This is a genomic window from Blautia sp. An249 (assembly GCF_002159835.1).
Classification (GTDB): Bacteria; Bacillota; Clostridia; order Lachnospirales; family Lachnospiraceae; genus Blautia_A; species Blautia_A avistercoris.
On the sequence record NZ_NFJL01000016.1, the window covers coordinates 13,969 to 34,772 of the forward strand.

The following is a 20,804-nucleotide window of genomic DNA, read 5'->3' on the forward strand; positions in this document are numbered from 1 at the left end:
GTTATCGCACCTCCTCATGTTGTTTCGGTTTCTTTTCAGGGCTACGGGGTGGCACCGGGCGCTTCAAGCTGTCCAGCACCGAAGGCCGTGCGCTCTTGGCAACCACAGTTTCCGGCTGGGCATGGCCCTTGCCGTCAATGTTCAGCAGCGTGTCCAGTTCCACCAGACGGGCGGACTTGACTCGCAGATCATCCTCAAAGGGAAACGGCTTTCCGATTTCCTCTTTGGCTGCGGCCTGCTGTTGGTAAAGGTTGTCCAGCTGGTTTTTCACGGCTTCCAAACGCTGAGGCATTTGAGCCAGTGCATTGTCGATACGGGTGAGGTTTCCGCGCGGGTCTGTGCCGAGGCTTGCCCGGTGGGTCATCTGGCCTTTCAACAGGAGCGTATATTCCTGTTTCCAAGCGGAAAACTCCACGGACATAGTAAAGCCCCGATAGCTGCCGATCTGCACCGGTTCGGAGCCTTTGACCTCCTTACAGGCGTCTAGCAAGGCTGCACCGGCGTTTTCTTTGTCAGTCAGCACATCGCCCCGGATCTCCATTCCAGCAAAGCCATCCTCCGGGTGAGGATGGGCGGCCAGGGTCTCCAGATCCGCTTCAAAGCCTTTAATAAACCCCTTGTTAGTTTCGATTTCCTGGGGGAAGTATTTGAGCAACTGATCCTCCAGGCGGTACTGCTTGCTCTGATGGTCAGCTTTCATCAGCTTCAGACGCGCAACCTCCACATCCAAATCCATGCGCTCCTTGATACGGGGGTCTCCGGCGCACAGGGCCTTGATCTCGGCAAAGGACAGCGCCGTTTCGTCCACATCATCGCAGGAGCGGACCGGGCTTTTGCTGGTCATGATTTGCGAAATGAATTTCTGTTTGTTCTCCACCGTCTGCCACAGGTAGGCATCGAAAGTTCCCTCGGTAACATAGCGGTACACATGGACCAGCGGATTCTGGTTGCCCTGGCGCTCGATACGGCCCTTGCGCTGGGCAAGGTCTCCCGGACGCCACGGACAATCCAGGTCATGGAGCGCCACAAGCCGGTCCTGCACATTGGTGCCAGCGCCCATTTTGGAGGTGCTGCCCAGCAGGACGCGCACCTGCCCAGTGCGAACCTTGGAAAACAGTTCTTTCTTCTGCACCTCGGTCTTGGCTTCGTGGATAAAAGCAATCTGCTCGGCGGGCATTCCCTGGGCGATGAGCTTCTGGCGGATGTCCTCATAGATGGTAAAGGCAGGCTCAGGCTCATCCAACGGCACAGCCTGTTCCAGCGCATGAAGTGTGGGATTATCCAGCTGTTTGGCTGCCTTTTTGGAGGGGGCTGCCTGGGGCGTGGAAATGTCGCAGAATACCAGCTGGGTCAGCTTGTCAGCCTCGCCGTCCCGCCAGATCTGCATGATATTACCCACACACTGATTGACCTTGGTGCCGGGTTCATCCGGCAGCAGCTGGTTGATGATACGCTGGTCCAGACCCAGCTTGCGGCCATCGCCGGTAATCTTGAGCATATTGTCCTCTGAGGGGTCAACGCTGCCGCTGTGTACCCTGGAGGCGCGCTCGGAGAGAACCTGCACCATCTCTTTTTGGTGTTCAGTAGGCTGGGCCACGATGTTGTGGTATTCCACCTCCGGGGTGGGCAAGTTCAGCTGATCGGCGGTTTTGATGTCGGCAACTTCACGGAACAAGTTCATCAGCTCCGGGAGGTTGAAAAACTTGCTGAATCTCGTTCTTGCCCGGTAGCCGGTGCCTTCCGGTGCCAGCTCCAGCGCCGTGACGGTTTCTCCGAAGCGGCTGGCCCAGCAGTCGAAGTGGGTCATGTTCAGCTCTTGCAGGCGGTCATACTGGAGATACCGCTGCATGGTGTAAAGTTCGGTCATGCTGTTCGATACGGGGGTGCCAGTGGCGAAAATCACACCACGGTTTCCGGTCAGTTCATCCATATAGCGACACTTTGCAAACATATCGCTGGACTTTTGGGCATCGCTTGTGGAGAGACCTGCCACATTCCGCATCTTGGTGTATAAAAACAGGTTTTTATAGTTATGCGCCTCATCGACGAACAGGCGGTCCACACCCAACTGCTCGAATGTTACCACATCGTCCTTGCGGCTCTCGGCCTGCAATTTCTCCAGCCGGGCTTCCAGGGACTTCTTGGTGCGTTCCAACTGCTTGACCGTGAAACGCTCACCGCCGCTGTACTTCACCTCGGCAATGCCCTCGGTGATCTCGTCGATCTGCTCCTGAAGGAGCCGTTCCTGACGCTCTCGGCTGATGGGGATTTTCTCAAACTGGCTGTGTCCCATGATGATGGCGTCATAATCGCCGGTGGCAATGCGGGCGCAGAACTTCTTGCGGTTGTGGGTCTCAAAGTCCTTTTTGGTGGTGACAAGAATGTTGGCGGAAGGATAGAGCCGCAGAAACTCCGACGCCCATTGTTCGGTCAGATGGTTCGGCACCACAAAGAGGGATTTCTGACACAAGCCCAGGCGCTTACTCTCCATGGCGGCAGCCACCATTTCAAAGGTTTTGCCAGCGCCTACCTCGTGTGCCAGCAGCGTATTGCCGCCGTACAGCACATGAGCGATAGCGTTTTTCTGGTGTTCCCGCAAGGTGATGGCCGGGTTCATACCACCGAAAGTAATGTGTCCGCCGTCGTATTCACGGGGACGGGTGGAGTTCATTTCCTCATTGTACTGGCGGACCAGAGCTTGGCGGCGGTCCGGGTCTTTCCAAATCCAGTCTTTGAAAGCGTCCCGGATCGCTTGCTGCTTTTGGGCGGCCAGGGTGGTCTCTTTGGCATTCAACACCCGGCGCTCTTTGCCGTCTGCATCCTCTATGGTGTCGTAGATACGGACATCCCGCAGGTTCAGGCTGTCCTCCAGAATCTTGTAGGCATTGGCACGGCTGGTTCCGTAGGTGGTATAGGCTGCCACATTGTTCTGGCTTACAGAGCTTTTGCCGGTGATCTGCCACTCAGCGGTGAAAGAAGAATAGTTGACCTCGATATTGCGCTGGAGATAAAACGGCGTGTCGAAGGTCTCATACATAAACTGCTGGATGTACTCTTTGTCGATCCAGGTAGCGCCCAGGCGCACCTCAATCTCCGACGCATCCAGGTCTTTGGGCTGGGCAGCGGTAAGGGCCTCCACATTGACTGCAAAGGAAGGGTCCTGCTGTGCGGCCCGCTGTGCCTGACGCAGCTTGCGCCGCACATTGCCGGACAGGTATTCGTCGGCTGTTACATAATGGGGAGTGCCGTCTTTCTCCAACTGCCCAGGTACACGGAAGATCACGCCTTTTAGCTCGGCGGCCAGTTCGTCGCCGGTCTTGCCGGTCAACTCCGCCATATACGCCATATCGACAAAGGCTTTTTCGGAAATTGATACGGCCAGAGCTTCACTTGCGGTATCCACAGTGTCCACCGCCTTGTGGGGCTTGATGGTGCGCTTGGTGAACATATCCGCCTTGCGCTCCAGCTTGCCGTCCTCGTCAATGACTTCCAGCGCGCAGAGCAGATAGTAGCTGGAATCATCAGCAAAGGCCAGCCGGTTCGCCCGGTCATTGATAAGACCATATTTTGCAGAGAAGCTGTCATAGAGCCGGTTCAGTTCGGCCTGTTTGTCCTGGATGGCGCTGTCCGGTGTGGCGGCGTCCATTTGCAGATCAATGAGCTGCTGGACACATTCTCGCAGACCCACCAGTCCTTTCACACGGGCTTCGGCGGTGGCATTCAGGTCAGGCCGTACCATACAGCTGTTTTCACGGTAATACACATCGCCGTCCACAACGGTGTAGGAGTAATTTTTCACATTGGGGTCAGCAGGGATAGAAGTGTCGATGGCTTCGCCCTCGCCCAGCTCCGGCAGCTCGGCCTCCTGGTAGGTGCCGCGAATGTACTTCACGGCATCATGCAGCTGATCGGCAAGCTCCAGCCCCTCGATGGGGTTCACGGTGTAGTCCATGCCGTGGGCGGTGCTTTCCGGTTCCTGTCGGCCCAGCACCATTTCCGGGTGGTCCAGGAAATAGCGGTTGATGGCAAAGCCGTCCTCGGTCTGCCCGGTCTGCGTCCACTCCGGCACGATGTCCAACGGACGGTCACGCTTTTGCAGGAAGATGATGTCCGAAACGACCTCGGCACCTGCGTTCTTTTTGAAAGCGTCATTGGGCAGACGGATGGCCCCCAGCAGTTCGGCGCGCTGAGCAAGATACCGGCGCACGGTGGAATCCTTGGCGTCCATCGTGTAGCGGCTGGTGACAAAGGCCACCACGCCACCGGGACGAACCTGATCCAGAGCCTTGGCGAAAAAGTAGTTGTGAATGCTGAAATTCAGCTTGTCATAGGCTTTATCCCGAACCTGATACTGGCCAAACGGTACATTACCCACCGCCAGATCGTAGAAATCCCGCCTGTCGGTGGTCTCAAACCCTGCCACGGTGATGTCGGCCTTGGGGTAGAGCTGCTGGGCAATACGCCCGCTGATGGAATCCAGCTCCACGCCGTAAAGACGGCTGTTTCGCATTTCCTCCGGCAGCATACCGAAGAAATTGCCTACACCACAGGACGGCTCCAGGATGTTGCCGGTCTCAAATCCCATGCGGCCCACAGCCTCGTAAATCGCTTTGATGACCGTAGGGCTGGTGTAGTGCGCGTTGAGGGTGGAACCTCTGGCAGCAGCGTATTCCTCCGGGGTCAGCAGTTCCTTCAGCTGGGCATATTCCTTGCTCCAGCTTTCCTTGTCGGGGTCAAAGGCATCGGCAAGGCCGCCCCAGCCCACATACCGAGAAAGGATTTTCTGCTGTTCCGGCGTTGCCTGCTCGGTGGTTTCCTCCAGGTATTTCAGCAGCTTGATTGCCTCGACATTGGCCTGGAACTTAGCCTTGGGGCCGCCTTCGCCCAGGTGATCGTCAGTGATACGGAAATTCTCGGCGGTGCGACGCAGATTGGCCTTGTATTCCTCATAAGAGGCTTCCTCGGCAGCTTTGACATTGGGGAAGGTCTGCCACTCGCCGTTTACCTGAATGGAAACGGGGTGTTCGTCCAGTACCTCATCCAGAGTCTTTTCCGGCTCGACAGCAGGCGTGGGCGGCTCCGGCTCATTGGTTCGCAGGGTCTGAACAACCACATCATAGGGCAGATTGTTCTTATCGCCCGGATAGACAGCCACAGTCTCGGCTTGGAAGGCCGGGGTTTCGGCAGCCGGTTCGGGGCGTTCCTGCTCAAAACCGTCCAACTGACGGGCATACATCCCGCGCAGCAAAGGCGCAACCTCGCTCCACTGGAAGAACAGCATGGCCAGACGCTTTTCATCTGCATCCAGCACTTCCAGCTCGATACCTTCCGGCATCGTGCGGTAATCGGCGGTCTCGCCGGTCTCCAGCTCCATCGTTTCCACGATGTTGGGATAGGCCCGGCTCAGCCACAAGGCTACCTCCTGGTTACTCTTGCCGTTGCGAAGAAGCTCGGAAAGCTCCGCCTTGTCCGCCTCACCAATCAGGCCATGGGCCAGCACATCCCGAAGGTCCTGGTCCACCGTATCCAGATTTGCAGGCAGGAATTCGGTATAGAAGTCGTTGCGGTTATCCTCCCGCAAAAGCTGCTCAAACCGTTCCCGGCTCTCAGCCCGGTAGATGGGATAGCTCATGCCGGTGGGCAGCAGCTGCACCGTGTCATCCCGCAGCTCTGTGATCTGATGGGGCCGGTCATCCAGATAGACAATATCACCCACATTGTAAGGAGGAACCGCTGGATCGTAGGAGGTTCGCTCCCGGAGTGTGCCACGAGCCGCAGCGTATTCCTCATCTGAAACCAGAACACGCAAATTATGGGGAGAAGGCTGTTCCGGCTCATCTGCCGGGACGCTCTCTCTGGATATGGCCTCCACATCCGCCATAACACGCTGGATGAATGGGTCATTATCCAGTTTTTCCTCATCCACCAGTTCACCATTCACAATGCCGCGCTCGGCCAAAGCCTCCCGAATGGCGATGGGGTCGATGTTGTCGAACCGGTCCTGTTCCGCTTCGGTGTAGAACCGGTCCTCCTTGATAAGCTGAGCGATCCGGCGCTGTACCTTGGGCCAGGGCAGCACCGTTCCTTCGGGGCTTTCCGGGCGAACCGAAAACGGGGTTTTGCCATCGCCGCCGTCAAACTCATGGGCCAGCCATGCAGCGGTATCTTTTTCCCGCCCATGTTTCTCCATGTAACGGACAACGGCGTGTTTACTTTCGATTTTGCCGTTCCAGTCCTGGATAGCCTTGTCGATGTCATTGTCCGTGAGAGGGTGCAGCAGCTCATGGAGCTTGGGATAGGTCTCGTCGATGATTTCTCGATGAAGGCGCTGGCGGAACTCCGGTGTGTCGGAATAGAGGCGGAGCAGCTCCATGTTGCCAGATCCCAGGACAGCACGGCGAATAGCGGCATTGCCCTCGATCACGGCGTTCTCATGGTCACTGTGACCGCAGGCATTGCGATATGGCACATCTTCCATAACAGCGGCAAGTACAATGGGCTTGTATTGCTCATGCAGTTCTCGAATCGTAGGGGCTGCGGCTGCTTCGGTCTCCTGAAATACTCTGGTCCCGTCTGCGCCAAACTCCGCTTCCTGGGCATTGATGTGCTGTTCCGCCTCATGGTCGATAGAGGGCATGGAATACTCCTGCCGCTCCCTGCCGCCCTTCGGGACAGCGGAAATGGTCACATCATGCTTATCCCGCAGCTGTTCCACAACCTGCTCCAGCCGGTTTGCCGGAAAGCCGCACATTTCCACACGGCCACCGCCGGGGATAGCGCGGGTCGTGAGATTGAGGTCCAGTTCCGCAGCAGCAGTTTTGGCGTCCTCACCGTACAGCTCAAAAAAATCCCCCATTTGGTAGAGGATTATATCATCCGGGTGGCGCTCCTTGACGCCGTTGTATTCCCACACAGCCGGGTCCGGCTGCTGGGCTTGCAGGGCATCTTCTTCCGCCAGGGCCTTTTCTGCCTGGATTTTGTCATACTCCGCCTGTTCCTGTTCTGTGAGATAGCGTCCCTTCTGGATCAGGTCGGTAATCCGTTTGGCGACTTTCTCCCAGGTGAAATGCACATCCGGGCAGCCGTCTTTTTTGTAGTGCAGACCTTTTCCGTCGTGGCTTTCATCGCTTTTCATTGCACCGGACAGGGCATGGGAGTGACCGCCAATACCATACTTATGTTTGAGAAAATCCACCTTTTCCTTATCCGTATGGGGTTCCTGGAAAAAGGTGAAAACTCGGCCCTTACCGCCCTCAAATCCGCTGCCTCTGGTCATGGCGGCGTCGATCTCGTCCTCAGAGATAAACTGCTTGACCGAAGGTACTTCCGTCAACTGAGAGGTAAAGGTGGTGCGAGGCAAGGACAGATCTTGCAGGTTCTCCCAAATTTCTTTGGGTTTATGGTAGTGGAAGCGCAGCAAATCCCGATCCTGCTGGTAGGCCGTCCAGAAGGCAGCATATTCTTCCGCAAGGTTCTGGCGAAACTCCGGGCTTTTCAGCTGTTCGGTGAGCCATGCAGATTCCTCCGGGAAACCGCGCCCCGGATTGTTGGAAAGGATGGGCAGATACCCAGCTTCTCTGGCTTCCTCGCTGAAATCGTGGTACAGATTCCAGAACTTTTCCGCGAGGAGGGAGCGTTCATAGCCCGCAGCCTCAGCCAGCTCCACATTGGTGGCAAACTGGCCGTCCTGCAAAAGCTGGCCGATACGCTCAGCGGCACTCTCCCAGGAAATGACCTGGGCGGACTTATCGTAACGGGCAGTTTTGCCGTGGGAAAGATGGATTCCATCCTCGGCATACCATGCAGTGATGCTGCCAATCCCGTTGCCGCCATGGTACAGGGTTTTCAGGGTGTCTGCGATCTCGGTGGTGGACTTCTGCTCCTCAAAGGCCGCGACAATGCGCTCTCTCTGGCGATAGGTGTTGCCGCCCAGCCGCAGCACATGGTCGATGTCAGCCTGGGCAAAAGAAAAAGCAGAGGATGTTTTCACATTCTCTGCTTCATCTATGATTCTGATTTGTTCTGCTTCGGAGAGGAAGAAACTCAGCTGTGAATAAGCTCCGCCATCAGAATCTCCTCGGCCTGTGCTTTGCAGGTGTTCATCAGGCCCACCCAGCGCATCGGGTCGCTGGCTTTCAGCTGCTCCGTCGCGCCCGCGTCTTTCGCCAGCTGGGGCATCATCTGCTCCAGACGGCTCTGCGCTGTCTCGTCGATCTCGATGAGGTGCGGGTACAGCTTCTCGGTCAGCAGCAGCTGATTGTAAATCAGGGGCCGGTGTTCCTTCAGGTACGCTTTCCGCATCCTGCCGTACTTGCCCAGGGGCTTCTCCGGCTGTTCGGTCAGCTTCAGGTCGGGAATCTGATAATCTCCGTTCATCGTGTAAGTCAGGCTGTTCTCCATGTGTAACGCTCCTTTCCGCGAGTTGCTCGCGCTCATAGATCTGGATGGTGACGCCGATCTGCCGCAAAACCTGCTGGTTAATCTGGCTGACCGCCGCGCCCAACGCCCCAACCGTGGCCGGGGTATTGAAATCGAAAATCGGCATGAAGTCCTCATGCTGGAAATATTGTTCCGTATCCAGCCCACAGCGAGACATCAGGGCATAGGCGATACTGACGGTGGCGGCGGACTTAAATTGGACTTCGATGTTGTAATCATCGTACTCCGCCAGGAACGAACCGTCAACGATATAGCGGAAATCTCTCTGATGATCGTCCCAATACTCACTCGCCAGCTTTCCGGCTACATCCGTGAGCTGCTGGGCGAGATTGTCACCGGCAACGCCGTAGTTTTGCTCCAGCATGGCCGACACAGGCCCAATGTGCTGTTCTTCCAGCTGCCACAACCAGGGTGTACGGGAATGTTCACGGGTGCCGGTATCGGAAATATCGAACACATAGCGCAGGCGAAGCTTGTCGCCGGAATCGTCCACCAGGGCAATACCCTTGGAGCCACGGCGCACATACCGTCCCATTTTTTCATTCCACAGGTCATACTCGGCGCAGGCGGTGGCATCCGGGCGCTGGGCGTAAATCATCATTTGCTCGTGGAATGGGTATTTATAAAGGCGGGCGGCGGTGGTGAGAAAAGCCGTCCACTCCTTCCAGCTGCCTACAAGCTGGGTCGATACCTGTTCGGCCATCTGCCGGTAAAATTCAGCTTTGGATGGCATGGTTTTCTGTCCTCCCTTCATGTTGAATAGAAATGGGACGGCATATCAGGCCGTCCCATCAGGTCTTTATGTGTGTTTTTTACTCGTCGAAATCTGGGTACAGCTCCAGTTCGGCAAACTCGGTGTCGTTCATAGCTTGGAGTTTACCCAGGGCGCTGTCCGTCAGTTCCCGCAGCTCGGCTTCCTCCGGCGAAAGCTCACCGCGCATCTCCGTCAGAGCGTCGATCAGCCCGGTGCGGCTGCCGGTGTTGTAGATGCAAAGAAGGTTCGTTTCCTCAAAGGTGAAGTTGTTCATATCAAAGCTCCCTTTCCGCGCTCTTTTTTTGCGCTGTCTTTTTGTGTTCCGTCTTGGGCTGGCTTTTCAGCTGCTCCATTACGGACTTTTTCTTTTCCCGTTCCTCTCGATGGACGGCTGCTGCCAAGTCCATAAGAGAAATGGGCTGACCACTGCGGGCCTGTTGTTCCAGCTGGGCCACTGTCGGCTCCTTTGGGCCGTTATTGATGATACCGTCGATCATGCCGTAATCATCTTCCACCGTCATTTCCGCATTTCTCAGCGAATTTTCCGGCAAGAAACCTTGCACCTGGGTGAAACCAACACTGTCGCAGTAATGACAGGATACCTGACCATTCTGCTTGATGGCAACGATGTCACTGACGCTCATAGACGGGCTGTGAAAATCCACCGGCTTTTGCAGATTGAACTGCTCATACAGCCTTTCCAGCTGCTCCATAGTGCTGCCGGAACCGTCCAGAGGGGCGGTATAGATAAGGTCATAGTTACTCCGCTCTACGGACAGATTGTGCGATTGCAGCCAATCCAGATTCATAAAACGCACATTCTGCGGGTCATCCTTGCTCACCTGATAAATAGCAAAACAATTTCCCTCATGGGAAAGAAACGCCTGTTCCCGTTCCAACTGCCGATCCTGTCGTTCCAAAACTTTTTCGTGAAAGTCCGGGCTTTGCTCCCATTCCTCGCGGGACACAGCAAAGATACCGTCATGGGCGTCCAGGTCGGCAGTGTCAAAGGCCATTTCCGGGTTTTCACCCTCCTGGACGATATAAACGGTCAGGTCTCGCTCCATCAGCTCATAGGCTCGCTCTTTGGAGAGGGGCAGAAGGTCACCGTCCAGGTAGCCGCATTTCTCCAGATCATCCTGAGTCAGTGCCGGGTCCGGCATGGGATACTCGTCCAACGCCTGCTCCTGGGCATCCGGCAGCTGGGTGGCGGCAGCTTCTGTGGTCTGCTGGCTGACCTGTTCCTGCATCTGGTGGTAAGCCGCCTCCTGCAAAGTCTCGATCATGGACAGCGGCGCATACTTGATGGACTTGCCGCCCATCCCCAGGTCCTCGCAGATATGGCTAACCGCTGTGGAACGGCCCATATCCGGCCCGTCCAACTGGCCGCCGTCCATCTGCTTCATGGTTGCCACATCGTAGAGCGTGTAGTCCCAGCCGGTGTCGCAGGGCTGAACATGAAGGTAGCTGGTATCATCCAGCACCAACAGGGCCTCCCGGTACTCGGCGCTGGGCTGGACACTTTCGGTATTTTCCGGCTCGGTCAGCTGTTCCGGTTCAGTCATCGGCACCAGCTGATCCAAGCGTCCCATAAGCTCGGCAGCTTTTTGGGTGGTTTCATCCGGTTCATCCTCGTTCACGATATTCTGGAGCCATTCGCGTACACCGCTGGCATCTCCGCTTCGGAGTGTGGCAGTCAGTTCGTGCAGTGCGTCCTCACGGCTATCTGCATTGTTCCGATACTCATAAGGGTCATAATCGAAAGTGAACTGGTCGATGTCTGCTGCCAGCTGCTCGATAGAGTCCTGCTGCGGTTCCGTGGCGGCAGTCAGGTCAATGCCGCGCTCCTTGCAGATTTCCTTGTAGTTGCGCTCGATGTCGTTAATCAGCTCGCAGGAAGTCTTGTTGATGGTCTCCAGACTGGCCCGCAGCTCCTTCAGCTCCTTGTCCTTCGACCAGGAAGCGATGTAGCCAAAACTGTTCTCGCCGGTCTGGATGCCGAAATACTGGCAAACCGCATAAGAAATGCTCTCGGCCTCCACTTCCTCGGTGTTGCGGTTCTTGGCGGCCTGTTTCACCGCCGTCAGATCTTCCTCCACTTCCAACCGCCACTCAAACCGATTCTCGTCCACATAGCGCCAGCCTTCCTCGGCGGCGGCCTGTTCCGCCTCTGCTTCGGTGGCGAAGTCCAGACGGAAGTCATGCTTGGTGCCGCCCTCGCTCACCATCACGATCTTCCAGGTCGGCTCCGCTTCGTACTTTTTGGGGTCGTGGAGCTTACTGTGCGCGGTCTCATGGACAGCGGCGGAAACAGTCTGCACCTCGCTCATGCCTTCCCGGATGGCGATCCGCTGCTGGTCAGAGGAGAAATAGCCGTCCATGTTCTCGGCCATCGGCTCAAACTCGATGGGAACCGGAGCCGAGCGGCGCAGAGCTTCCATGAAAGCCTCATAGTGCGGCACCGTCCCGGACAGGCTGGAGGCCAGCTCTGGCAGGGGCTTTCCGTCCGTCTGGCTCACATCGAACACCTTCACCGGACGGAACATGGGGATTTCAATTTCTTTTTCCTCCATGACCGCCTTGCCATCCGCGTCCAGGATGGGTGCATGAGTATCCGGGTCGCGCTTCATTTCCTCGATCTTCTTTTTGTAGGGCGTGGGGGCAATGATGGTGATACCATGCTCACCCTTTTTCACATGGCGCTCAAACTGATTTTTCCACTTGTTGAACCCGGCCACCAGGGTGGCGTCCGGGCGCTGCATATAGATGAGCATGGTGTTGTTGACGGAGTAGCGGTGGAACTTGGACATGACGGACAGATAGCGCATATACTTCTCGCTCTCAAACAGTTCCTTGATACCCTGTTCAATGCCCGCTGTGATCTCTTGTAACCGTTCTCGATTGGTGGTCTTATCAGCCATGAATTTCACTCTCCTTTCCAATTTGGCTATTTCTGATTGATGTTCGGCAATCCACAGCTTTTGCTCCTCCGGGCTGTTCTCCAGAAAAAAATCCAGCAGATAGCCCACATAGTCCTTTTTCTGGATTGCCTCCATGAATCGGGGATGTGGATTTTCCTCCGGTGTTTTGGGTGTGTAGTCCGTTTCCCACTTGCGGAGCAAATGAAAGTAGTCGGCCAGGACACGAAAGGCATGGTCTCGGTCCTCCTTGAATTTCTGCGCCTCGGATTTCTGGCGGACATGGCGTCGCCGGGGAGGGGCCTGACTGTCATAAGCCAGGCCAAAATCCTGGGCCAGCTTCTCGGCGGCCTCTTTGGGGGACAGATTGTAGAGCCTCGCTGTGAAGTCAATCACATCGCCGGTGGCTCCGCAGCCAAAGCAATAAAAATATTCCTCGTTCAGCTTCATGCTGGGATTTTTGTCATCGTGGAAGGGACAACAGGCCATGCCGCTCCGGTTGACCTCGATTCCGTACATCTGCGCTGCTTCTCGGACGGTGATGGACTGCTTGACAGCCTCAAAGACACTTTCAGCCATGCTTACTCATTGCCTTTCTTGGGGGTGGGCGGCCTGTATCCGGCAGCCTTGGCCAGTTCACTGGCTGCCTTACGGCGCTCGGCGCTGTAAGGTTCCCGGACGGACACACAGCGTTTGGGAACGAGAAAGGTCTGGCGGTCCTTTTTCACAATCTGGTCCGGGTATTTCTCTGCCAGTCGCCGCAGCTTCTCCAGCAGCCGGGGGTCATGGGTATAGACCTCGGCGGTGGCTTCGGCCTGGTTGTAGAGGATGATGGTTTCCTGTTCATAGCGTGAGAGCTTCATCGTTTGCCACCTTTCTGCTGGTCAAACTCCAGCTTGAAGTTGGCGTACTGCCCATCATCCGCCAACACCACAGTGGCATCGTAGGTCTTGCCGGTTTTCTCGGAGTACAAGCCCCTCACATGAGCGCGGCCATCTTTGAGCAGTGCCGTTACGATGGCTTTGGTAGGTTGCTTGTGCTTCATCTCCCACCACTTGTTGTTTTTCCAAATTGCAAATTTGCAAGATTCTGTCTGACAGAAGAAGCCTTTTTGCATTTCTGCAACCTCTCCGCCACAGCGGGGGCATTTGCCCACCACTTCGTGGGAAGGGCTGAACAAATACTCCGTTCCCTTGATAGCTTGATAGGTTCCCACAAGTTCTTTGAGCATGGCACTAATCCCAGCCATGAAATCCTCCGGGGCCAGCTCGCCACGCTCGATCTCACCCAGCCGGTACTCCCACTCAGCAGTCAGAAGGGGCGATTGCAGCTGCTCCGGCAACACGGTGATAAGGGATACCGCGTCATGGGATGGCATGAGCTGCACGGTTTTCTTGCTCTTTTTGCGCTCCAAAAAGCCGGTGGAAACCAGCTTTTCCAGAATCCCGGCGCGGGTGGCCGGGGTCCCCAGGCCCTTGCGCTCGGCATCCTCCGGCATATCGTCCTTCCCGGCAGTCTCCATTGCGGAGAGTAGCGTATCTTCGGTGAAGTGCTTGGGCGGGGTGGTCTTGCCCTCCTTGACGGTAGCACCAGAAAGGGGCAGCGTCTGACCTTCAGACAGCTCAGGCAGAGCCTTGTCCTCGGGTTCTTTGTCCTGCTCCACATTCTTCAGCCCTGCGCGATAGGCAGCGTCCAGCGCCCGCCAGCCGTAATTTTTCACTGTGCGGCCTTTGGCAGTAAACTCCGCTCCGGCGCACTCGACAACAACGGCGGTTTCCGCAAAGGTATAGGGCTGGGCCACGGCGCACAGCAGGCGCAGAGCCACCAACTCCAGCACCGCCTTTTCGCCCACCGGCAGGCCGGACAGGTCCGCGCCCTGGAGGTTGCGGGTAGGGATCACTGCATGATGGTCGGTCACTTTCTTGTCGTTGACAATCTGGGCGGCATTGCAGGCAATCTCCATGCCATTGGAAAAGGGCATCGCCCCGGCAGTGAGCTGGACCAGCTCCGGTAGACTCGCCGCCATATCCGAAGTCAGATAGCGGCTGTCCGTCCGAGGGTAGGTACAGAGCTTCTTTTCATACAAATTTTGCAGGTAGTCCAGGGTTTGCTGGGCGGTGAACCCCAGCAGCCGGTTGGCGTCCCGTTGGAGGGTGGTCAGGTCATAGAGGGCGGGCGGCTTCTCGGATTTGTTTTTGCGCCCCACTTTTTTCACTGTGGCAGCCGCACCTTGGCAGGCCGTTTTCAGCTGTTGGGCGGCAGCCTTGTCTGCCATGCGCTCCCCGGAAACGGTGAAACCGGGCAGCTCCAGTGTGACCGTGTAGAATGGCACCGGCTTGAAGGTGTCGATCTCGGCTTCTCGCTGGACAATGAGGGCCAGCGTCGGGGACATGACACGTCCGATGTTGAGGGTCCGGTGGTACAGCACGGAAAACAGCCGGGTGGCATTGATACCCACCAGCCAGTCCGCTTTGGCGCGGCAGAGGGCCGCATCCCGCAGGCCGTCATAGTCTGCACCGGGGCGCAGGTTTGCAAAGCCCTCCCGGATGGCGGAATCCTCCATTGAGGAAATCCAGAGCCGCTTCATGGGCTTCTGGCAGCCCGCCAGCTCATAGACGCTGCGGAAGATCAGCTCCCCCTCGCGTCCGGCGTCGCAGGCGTTTACCACTTCGGTCACATCCGGGGCGTTCATCAGCTGCTTCAGCACATCAAACTGTTTCTTCTTGTCCTTGCTCACCACCATCTGCCAGGGTTCCGGCAGAATGGGCAGATCGTCATAGCGCCACTTGGCGTAGTCCGGGTTATAAGCGTCGGCGTCGGCCAGACCAGCCAGATGGCCCACACACCAGCTGACCCGCCAGCCGCCGCCCTCCAGATAGCCGTCCTTGCGGGCGGTGGCCCCAATCACGGCGGCCAGACTTTGGGCAACGGACGGTTTCTCAGCGATCACCAGCTTCATGGTTTTTCATCCTCCTTTCCCGCAGCCATGCGGTCAGCTGCCGGTGGCAGAATCCCACGCAGGGCTGACCGTCACGGTAATTTCCGCAGCCATAACAGGGGTGGCCGGGAGATAAAGTAGGAGGACGGGAAGTTTCCTTCCCGCCCTCCGGCCTGCGTGTCATCATGCGTTCATAGGGGCTGTCGGTGAAGCGGGTCAAACCGTCTTGTCCTCGCTTTCCTCGTCGCCGCCCCCGTCAGCGTCCGGCTCGTCAGATTCCTCGGTCTCCCAGGAGTCCTCGTCCTCCTGATCGGTATCATCCTCGCCGTAGTCATAATCGTCCAAATTGTCGTTGCCCTTGGTCTTGGGTCTGCTTTTTACCAGCTTAAAGTAGGCAAAAGCGCCGCCGCCACCCATCAGAGCCAGCACCGCCAAAAGAATGGCCGGATTCAGTCCTGCGGGTTTCTGCGCCGGTTCTTCCGGTTCCGGGGTTTCTTCCGGGGTCTCCGGTTCCGGCTCCTTACCCGTGCAGGCGCTCATATTGGTGGCACACACCGGGCAGGCCGTATTCACCGCACCGGCCACACATTTCTCCGTACAGGTACAGGTGGCGGGCTGCTCCTGGGTGGTCTGACCGTCCTCCATCAGCGCCATCAGGTCCGCCTCGTCCACCTGGTTTAAGAAGTGGACAGCGGTTTCCTTGTCCTCGTTGGCCCGGTCAATGAGGATGTAGAAGTAGTTGCCTGCCTTGGTGGTGACGGTGATGAGCTGCTTGTTGTCGCCGAAATCATCCACCAGGGCGGCGTTGCCATCCGGGGTCAGGGCCGGACTGTCCTCGGTTTCCTCCACGACCACATTGCTGTCGTTGGTGGCATCCTCCGCCGGAAGTTCTTCCGTTCCCTGGGCAAAGGCAGTCACGGAAAGGCCCATCATCAGCACCAGGGCGGCGCAGAGGGCCGAAAGGGTTTTGAAAATTTTCTTATTCTTCATGGTCGGTATCCTCCTGTTCGTTGTAGTTGGCGGAGGCAGCGGCCATGCCAGGGACCGTACCACCGGAGAGCATGGCGTTCAGCTGCTCCGGGGTCAGCCGCAGGGCGCGCACCATCTGAACGATTTCCAGGTTCTCCGCCTCGGTTTTCTGCGCCTCCAGGGTTTTCAGCTTGTCCTGGTACTCCGCGATCTTCTCGCGGACCTTGGCAATCTCCTGGTCAATGCGCTGGATTTTGTTCTTAGCCATTTCAATCACTCCTTTTCTCATAAATCGGCCTTACCAGTTCATCAGGCCGTAGCCCTTGATGCACTCGTAGGACAGGGAATAACTCTTGATCTTGCAGGCGTCGCCAGAATTGCCCTCCACGGTGTAGACCCGGCTGCCGTCTGTGCCGACCACAAGGCCCACATGGTCGGCGCTGCCATCCAGGTCCCAGTCAAAGAAGATGGCGTCGCCGGGGGCGATATTGGCGTAATCACGCCCGCCCCATTGTCCGTGAGACTGGAACCACGGAATACCCTGGGACTGGCAGGCGGCAAAGCGCGGCTCGGACAGCCCCATCTGGCCGTAGCACCAGGACACGAAGCAGGCGCACCATTCCACACGGGAATTGAAGCCGTACCAGCTCCAGTAGGGCTGACCGCCCACATTGCCCACCTGACTTTTGGCTATGTCCACCACGGCCTGATTGCCGGGGCGGGTGCCGTTGACGAATACCACGCCGGTCAGGTCCTCGGAGTTGCTCGTATCCGGGGAGCCGCCGCCGAAGATCAGCGGCTTGTTGCCCAGCGTCTGCCGGTACACCTGGTACATTTCCAGCTGTTCCGGGGTTAGCAGCTCCGAAGCCACGGAAGATATGGGCTTGCTGGTGAGCTTCACATTCAGAATGTAATACTCATACGGGACTTCCTCGGTGGTCGTCTCGCCGGTCACGGGGTCCGTGGAAGTTTCGGTGCGGTATCGTATCTCCACTTCCTCGGTAAGCGTCAGTTCATACTGTGCGTCGAACACGCGCTCCAGCTCGGCCTGGGCGCTCTGCCGGGTATAGCCTTGCAGCACGGCGGACAGGTAGGCTGCCAGCTCATGGGGGTCATGCCCGATCATATCCAGGTCATAGCGGTACTCGTCATACCCCGGATGGCTGCTTTCGATGTTGTCGATCTCGGCTTGCAGCGCCGTTTCTTTGGCAGCGTAGTCGGCCTCCACCGCCACCAGCTCAGGATCATCCGACGGGTAGGTGGTGCCGGACACCACGGAACCGATACTCTGCGCCATCATGGAGCAGGAGGACATGGTGTTGAGCAGCATACAGACCAGCAGGAAGATCGCACCCGCAATCAAAAAGCCCTTTTTGTGGCGCATGACAAACGCGCCCGCTTGCTGGGCTTTCTCCTTGACCGCCTTGGCCGCCATGCCGGTGGCCTCCGCAGTCTTGGCGGTGTTCCCGACAGCTTGACCGGCGCGCTTGGCGGCAGCGTATTCCTTTTTGATGGCCTGTTTCTGCTGCCAGCGGGAGATGGGGTTGCTGGCAAGCTGGGGATTTTCCCGCAGGGACTTCTGATACAAGGCGTTCACATTGGCCTTCTCCAGCTTCTGCTCGGCCTGGGCCGCCTTGCGGTAGGGCTTCAACTTGTGGCTGCGGTAGCCTTCCCGTGCAAGCCTAACGCCGGTCTCGGCAGCCTCCTCGGACTTGTGGGCGCTCTCCACGCCCACATTGTCCTGTTCGGTCTCCCGGATTTCCTTGTGGAGCTTCCCCAGAGCGGCATTGGCGGGGGTATCCCGCACCGCATGGGACAATTTGGAGGGCGGCTTCTTCTTGTCCTCCAGCACCAGCTTGGTGGTCACTTTGCCGGTCTCCGGGTCCACCGTCTTTTGCCGGACCTGCTTTTTGGGGATTTTGGCCTGCGCCTTGTCTGCTTTGGCGGCGGCCTTGTCCGCCTTACGGATGGGCTTCTCCAGAGCCGGGTCAGCCCGTTCCTCGTCCGTAAAGCGCAGGCGCGGTTCCTTATTCAAACCATTCCCCCAACATGAGGGAGGCCGTCATGTAGCGCAGCTCCACATAGACGGCCAGCCCCACAGGGTCACGGGAGGGGTGCTGAAGCAGATGGGCGTAGATCTGCGCCACCACATTGGCCAGCAGCTCGGACTGCCCGCCCTCGAAGATGACGATGGCCGGGACGCCGTTCATGGCGCACCAGATTTCCGTCAGGCGCAGCAGGCCCGCTTCGCCGTCCTCGTTCAGCTCCGCAGCCTGATCCGCCGCCGTGCGGGTCTCGCTGACGGCATCGGCCAGCTCGGTGAGCAGCTGGGTGCGCTCACCCTCCAGGGCATCGTCAAAAAACATCATGGTATTCAGTTCGGTGTTGGGTTTCATGGTCATTCATCCTCCTTTTTCAGTTCCTGGGGTTTGGTGGTCATAATGCGGTACAGCTCGGTGTTCTTGGGGAAATGGTCCACGAAAGGCAGGATCGTGGAGCCATAGAACAGCAGGCCCTCGCCCTCGCTGGAGTGGGTCACATAGGAAAGCTGGTGAGGGGAAATGCCCAGCTGCTTGGCGAGAATCTGCCGGTCCCCGCCCGCCTGGTTGAGCATATACACGAAGTCGGAGTTCTCAAAGATGTTCTCCACCTCGCGGGAAGAAAGCAAGTCTTTGACATTCTGCGTGATGCCGGTGGGGATGCCGCCCCATTTTCTGAACCGCTTCCAAATCTCCACCGTGTAGGCGGCGGTCTGTTCCTCTTTCAGCAGCAGGTGCATCTCGTCGATGTAGTAACGGGTGGATTTGTGGGCAGCACGGTTGATGGTAACGCGGTTCCACACTTGGTCCTGGACCACCAGCATACCGATCTTTTTCAGCTGCTTGCCCAGCTCCTTGATGTCGTAGCAGACGATACGGTTGTTGATGTCCACATTGCTCTGATGGTTAAACACATTGAGGGAGCCGGTCACATAGATTTCCAGCGCCGTGGCGATGTACTGCGCCTCTTTCTCGTCCTGCGCCCGCAGCAGGTTGTAGAGGTCCTCCAGGATGGGCATATTCTCCGGGCGGGGGTCATTGAGATAGTCCTGATACACCAGCCGCACACAGCGGTCAATGATGGTTTTCTGAACCGGCTGCAAGCCCTCTTTGCCGCCTACGATCAGCTCGCACAGAGACAGGATGAAGTCGGACTTGAGAGACAGCGGACTTTCATCGTCCGAGTAGTCCAGGTTCAAATCCATAGGGTTAATGTAATTGCTGCTGGTGGGCGAAATCTTGATGACCTGCCCATGCAGGCGCTCCACCAAGGGCGCGTACTCGGCCTCCGGGTCGCAGATAATGATGTCATCATTGGTGAGCAGGAAACAGTTGGCGATCTCGCGCTTGGCGCTGAAGGACTTGCCGGAACCAGGGGTGCCGAGAATCAGTCCATTGGGGTTTTTCAGCAGCTTGCGGTCCACCATGATGAGGTTGTTGGACAGGGCGTTGATACCGTAGTACAGCGCCTCTTTGCCGTTCTGGAAAAGCTCCTGGGTGGTGAACGGAACAAAGATAGCCGTGGAACTGGTGGTCAGCCCCCGCTGAATCTCGATCTGATTGAGGCCCAAGGGCAGCGCAGACATCAGCCCTTCTTCCTGCTGGAAGTCAAGCCTTGTCAGCTGGCAGTTGTACTTCTGTGCGATGGAACTGGCCTGGAACACATTGTTGCCCAGCTGCCGGGGATTGTCCGCCGTGTTCAGCACCAGGAAGGTCACAAGGAACATTCGCTCGTTTCGGCTCTGCAAATCCTGCAAGAGCTTCTTGGCCTCGGCACCGTAGGTGGCAAGGTCGGAGGGAATGATGTCCATGTCATATCCGGCGCGGACGGCTTTTTTCTGTTCCTCAATTTTGGATTTATCCAGGTCGGTGATTTTCCGCTTGACCGTCTTGATGGCCTTGATCTGATCTACGGACTGGATATGCAGGCTGACGATCAGAGAGCTTTCCATATCCAGAAAATCCGCCAGCATCCGGTCATTCAGCTCCGGGGCGAGGATCTGCAAAAAAGAAACAGCCCCGTATTTTTTACCCATACGGAACTGTTTGCCGGTGCGGAACTCGAAGCCGGACGGCGCGATGAAATCCTTGGTGGACAGACCGGACGGAGCCAGCCAGTCCCATTCAAAGCGGAACGGCACCTGTTCATCCATGTGGAAAATGCCGTGAAGCTGTGCCAGCCGCGCCTTGCCGTCCAGGGTCTCGGCGGCCACGCCCAGGCGTTTGAAGTTGTTGAGAATGTCGGTCTCAATGCGCTCCAGACGGGGCTTGGCGGCCTTGAGGCTGTCGGCGTCGATGCCGAAAGTCAGGTACTTGGTCTTGATAAGACCGTTGTTGCCTCTTGCCAGCTGGTTTTGCAGCATGGTGGTGTACTCCACCCGGATGCTGTCAAAATCATCCCCCTGGAGAGGAATGTTGATGGCGCGGGCAAAGGTCTCCTCAGAGGCTGCCAGGTTCAAAAAGGACAGCTGGAACTGAATGGAGCTGTCGAAGTAGTTGAGGAAATCGCACCAGCCCTCGAAGATCGCTGTCTTGTCCTCGTTCTGCGAGAGCTGATAGTTGATGTCCTGGAATTGGATGGTCTTTGTGTAGCGGCTGCCTGCCACACGGCAGATGCCGTCCGGCCACATCCGTTCATAGGGGATACTGTCCTGAGCCGATTTTTTCTTTTTGTCTGTGCGATTGGCACGGGCAATGGCAGCCTCGATCTGCTTTCTGTCGGCGCGGGACAGCTTTTTCATCTTTTT

General features: G+C 57.2%; 13 protein-coding genes and 1 pseudogene. 1 reads left to right on the top strand and 13 read right to left on the bottom strand.

All coding sequences use genetic code 11. The features are described from left to right. Position 1 precedes the first annotated feature (1 nt). A complete protein-coding gene (locus tag B5F53_RS14115) occupies positions 2-7,276 on the bottom strand; it encodes an SNF2-related protein (protein ID WP_330396216.1) in 7,275 nt (2,424 codons plus the stop codon). Between the two features lie 767 nt (positions 7,277-8,043). Beyond that, complete coding sequence (locus B5F53_RS20375) at positions 8,044-8,400, bottom strand: TnpV protein (RefSeq protein ID WP_072853158.1); 357 nt, start codon at positions 8,398-8,400, stop codon at positions 8,044-8,046. Here B5F53_RS20375 and B5F53_RS20380 point away from each other — a divergent pair. Beyond that, positions 8,399-9,202: a hypothetical protein gene (locus tag B5F53_RS20380; RefSeq protein WP_072853160.1), complete on the top strand. Its 804-nt coding sequence runs from the start codon at positions 8,399-8,401 to the stop codon at positions 9,200-9,202. The two genes, B5F53_RS20375 and B5F53_RS20380, sit on opposite strands and share 2 nt — an antisense overlap. A 49-nt stretch (positions 9,203-9,251) precedes the next feature. Here B5F53_RS20380 and B5F53_RS14120 read toward each other — a convergent pair whose 3' ends face one another. From B5F53_RS14120 to B5F53_RS14165, 11 genes and pseudogenes are all read right to left on the bottom strand, one after another. Further along, positions 9,252-9,467, bottom strand: a complete 216-nt coding sequence (locus tag B5F53_RS14120) for a transposon-transfer assisting family protein (protein WP_002588921.1) — start codon at positions 9,465-9,467, stop codon at positions 9,252-9,254. A gap of 1 nt (position 9,468) precedes the next feature. Next, complete coding sequence (locus B5F53_RS20980; protein ID WP_416385621.1) at positions 9,469-10,002, bottom strand: YodL domain-containing protein; 534 nt, start codon at positions 10,000-10,002, stop codon at positions 9,469-9,471. A 26-nt stretch (positions 10,003-10,028) separates the two neighbouring features. Further along, a pseudogene (locus tag B5F53_RS14125) lies at positions 10,029-12,690 on the bottom strand (LPD16 domain-containing protein); the annotation flags it as partial. Positions 12,691-12,692: 2 nt separating this feature from the next. Continuing rightward, a complete protein-coding gene (locus B5F53_RS14130; protein ID WP_002588923.1) occupies positions 12,693-12,974 on the bottom strand; it encodes a hypothetical protein in 282 nt (93 codons plus the stop codon). Continuing rightward, the gene (locus B5F53_RS14135) at positions 12,971-15,070 is read right to left on the bottom strand and encodes a type IA DNA topoisomerase (protein WP_002588924.1); all 2,100 of its coding nucleotides are present in this window, start codon (positions 15,068-15,070) and stop codon (positions 12,971-12,973) included. The genes B5F53_RS14130 and B5F53_RS14135 overlap by 4 nt, the downstream gene beginning before the upstream one ends. Continuing rightward, positions 15,051-15,269 (bottom strand): hypothetical protein, encoded by a 219-nt coding sequence (locus tag B5F53_RS14140; protein ID WP_038270835.1) that lies wholly within the window; start codon positions 15,267-15,269, stop codon positions 15,051-15,053. Before B5F53_RS14140 ends, B5F53_RS14135 begins: the two co-directional genes overlap by 20 nt. Next, positions 15,266-16,039 (bottom strand): DUF4366 domain-containing protein, encoded by a 774-nt coding sequence (locus tag B5F53_RS14145; RefSeq protein WP_002588925.1) that lies wholly within the window; start codon positions 16,037-16,039, stop codon positions 15,266-15,268. The genes B5F53_RS14140 and B5F53_RS14145 overlap by 4 nt, the downstream gene beginning before the upstream one ends. After that, on the bottom strand, positions 16,029-16,286 hold the full coding sequence (locus B5F53_RS14150) for a DUF4315 family protein (protein ID WP_002588926.1): 258 nt from the start codon (positions 16,284-16,286) through the stop codon (positions 16,029-16,031). The genes B5F53_RS14145 and B5F53_RS14150 overlap by 11 nt, the downstream gene beginning before the upstream one ends. Before the next feature lie 30 nt (positions 16,287-16,316). Further along, positions 16,317-18,053: a CD1108 family mobile element protein gene (locus B5F53_RS14155; protein ID WP_002588927.1), complete on the bottom strand. Its 1,737-nt coding sequence runs from the start codon at positions 18,051-18,053 to the stop codon at positions 16,317-16,319. Beyond that, positions 18,046-18,420, bottom strand: coding sequence for a DUF3851 family protein (locus B5F53_RS14160; protein WP_033126285.1), 375 nt, complete (start codon positions 18,418-18,420; stop codon positions 18,046-18,048). The genes B5F53_RS14155 and B5F53_RS14160 overlap by 8 nt, the downstream gene beginning before the upstream one ends. Next, complete coding sequence (locus tag B5F53_RS14165) at positions 18,417-20,798, bottom strand: VirB4-like conjugal transfer ATPase, CD1110 family (RefSeq protein ID WP_002578788.1); 2,382 nt, start codon at positions 20,796-20,798, stop codon at positions 18,417-18,419. The genes B5F53_RS14160 and B5F53_RS14165 overlap by 4 nt, the downstream gene beginning before the upstream one ends. Positions 20,799-20,804 lie beyond the last annotated feature (6 nt).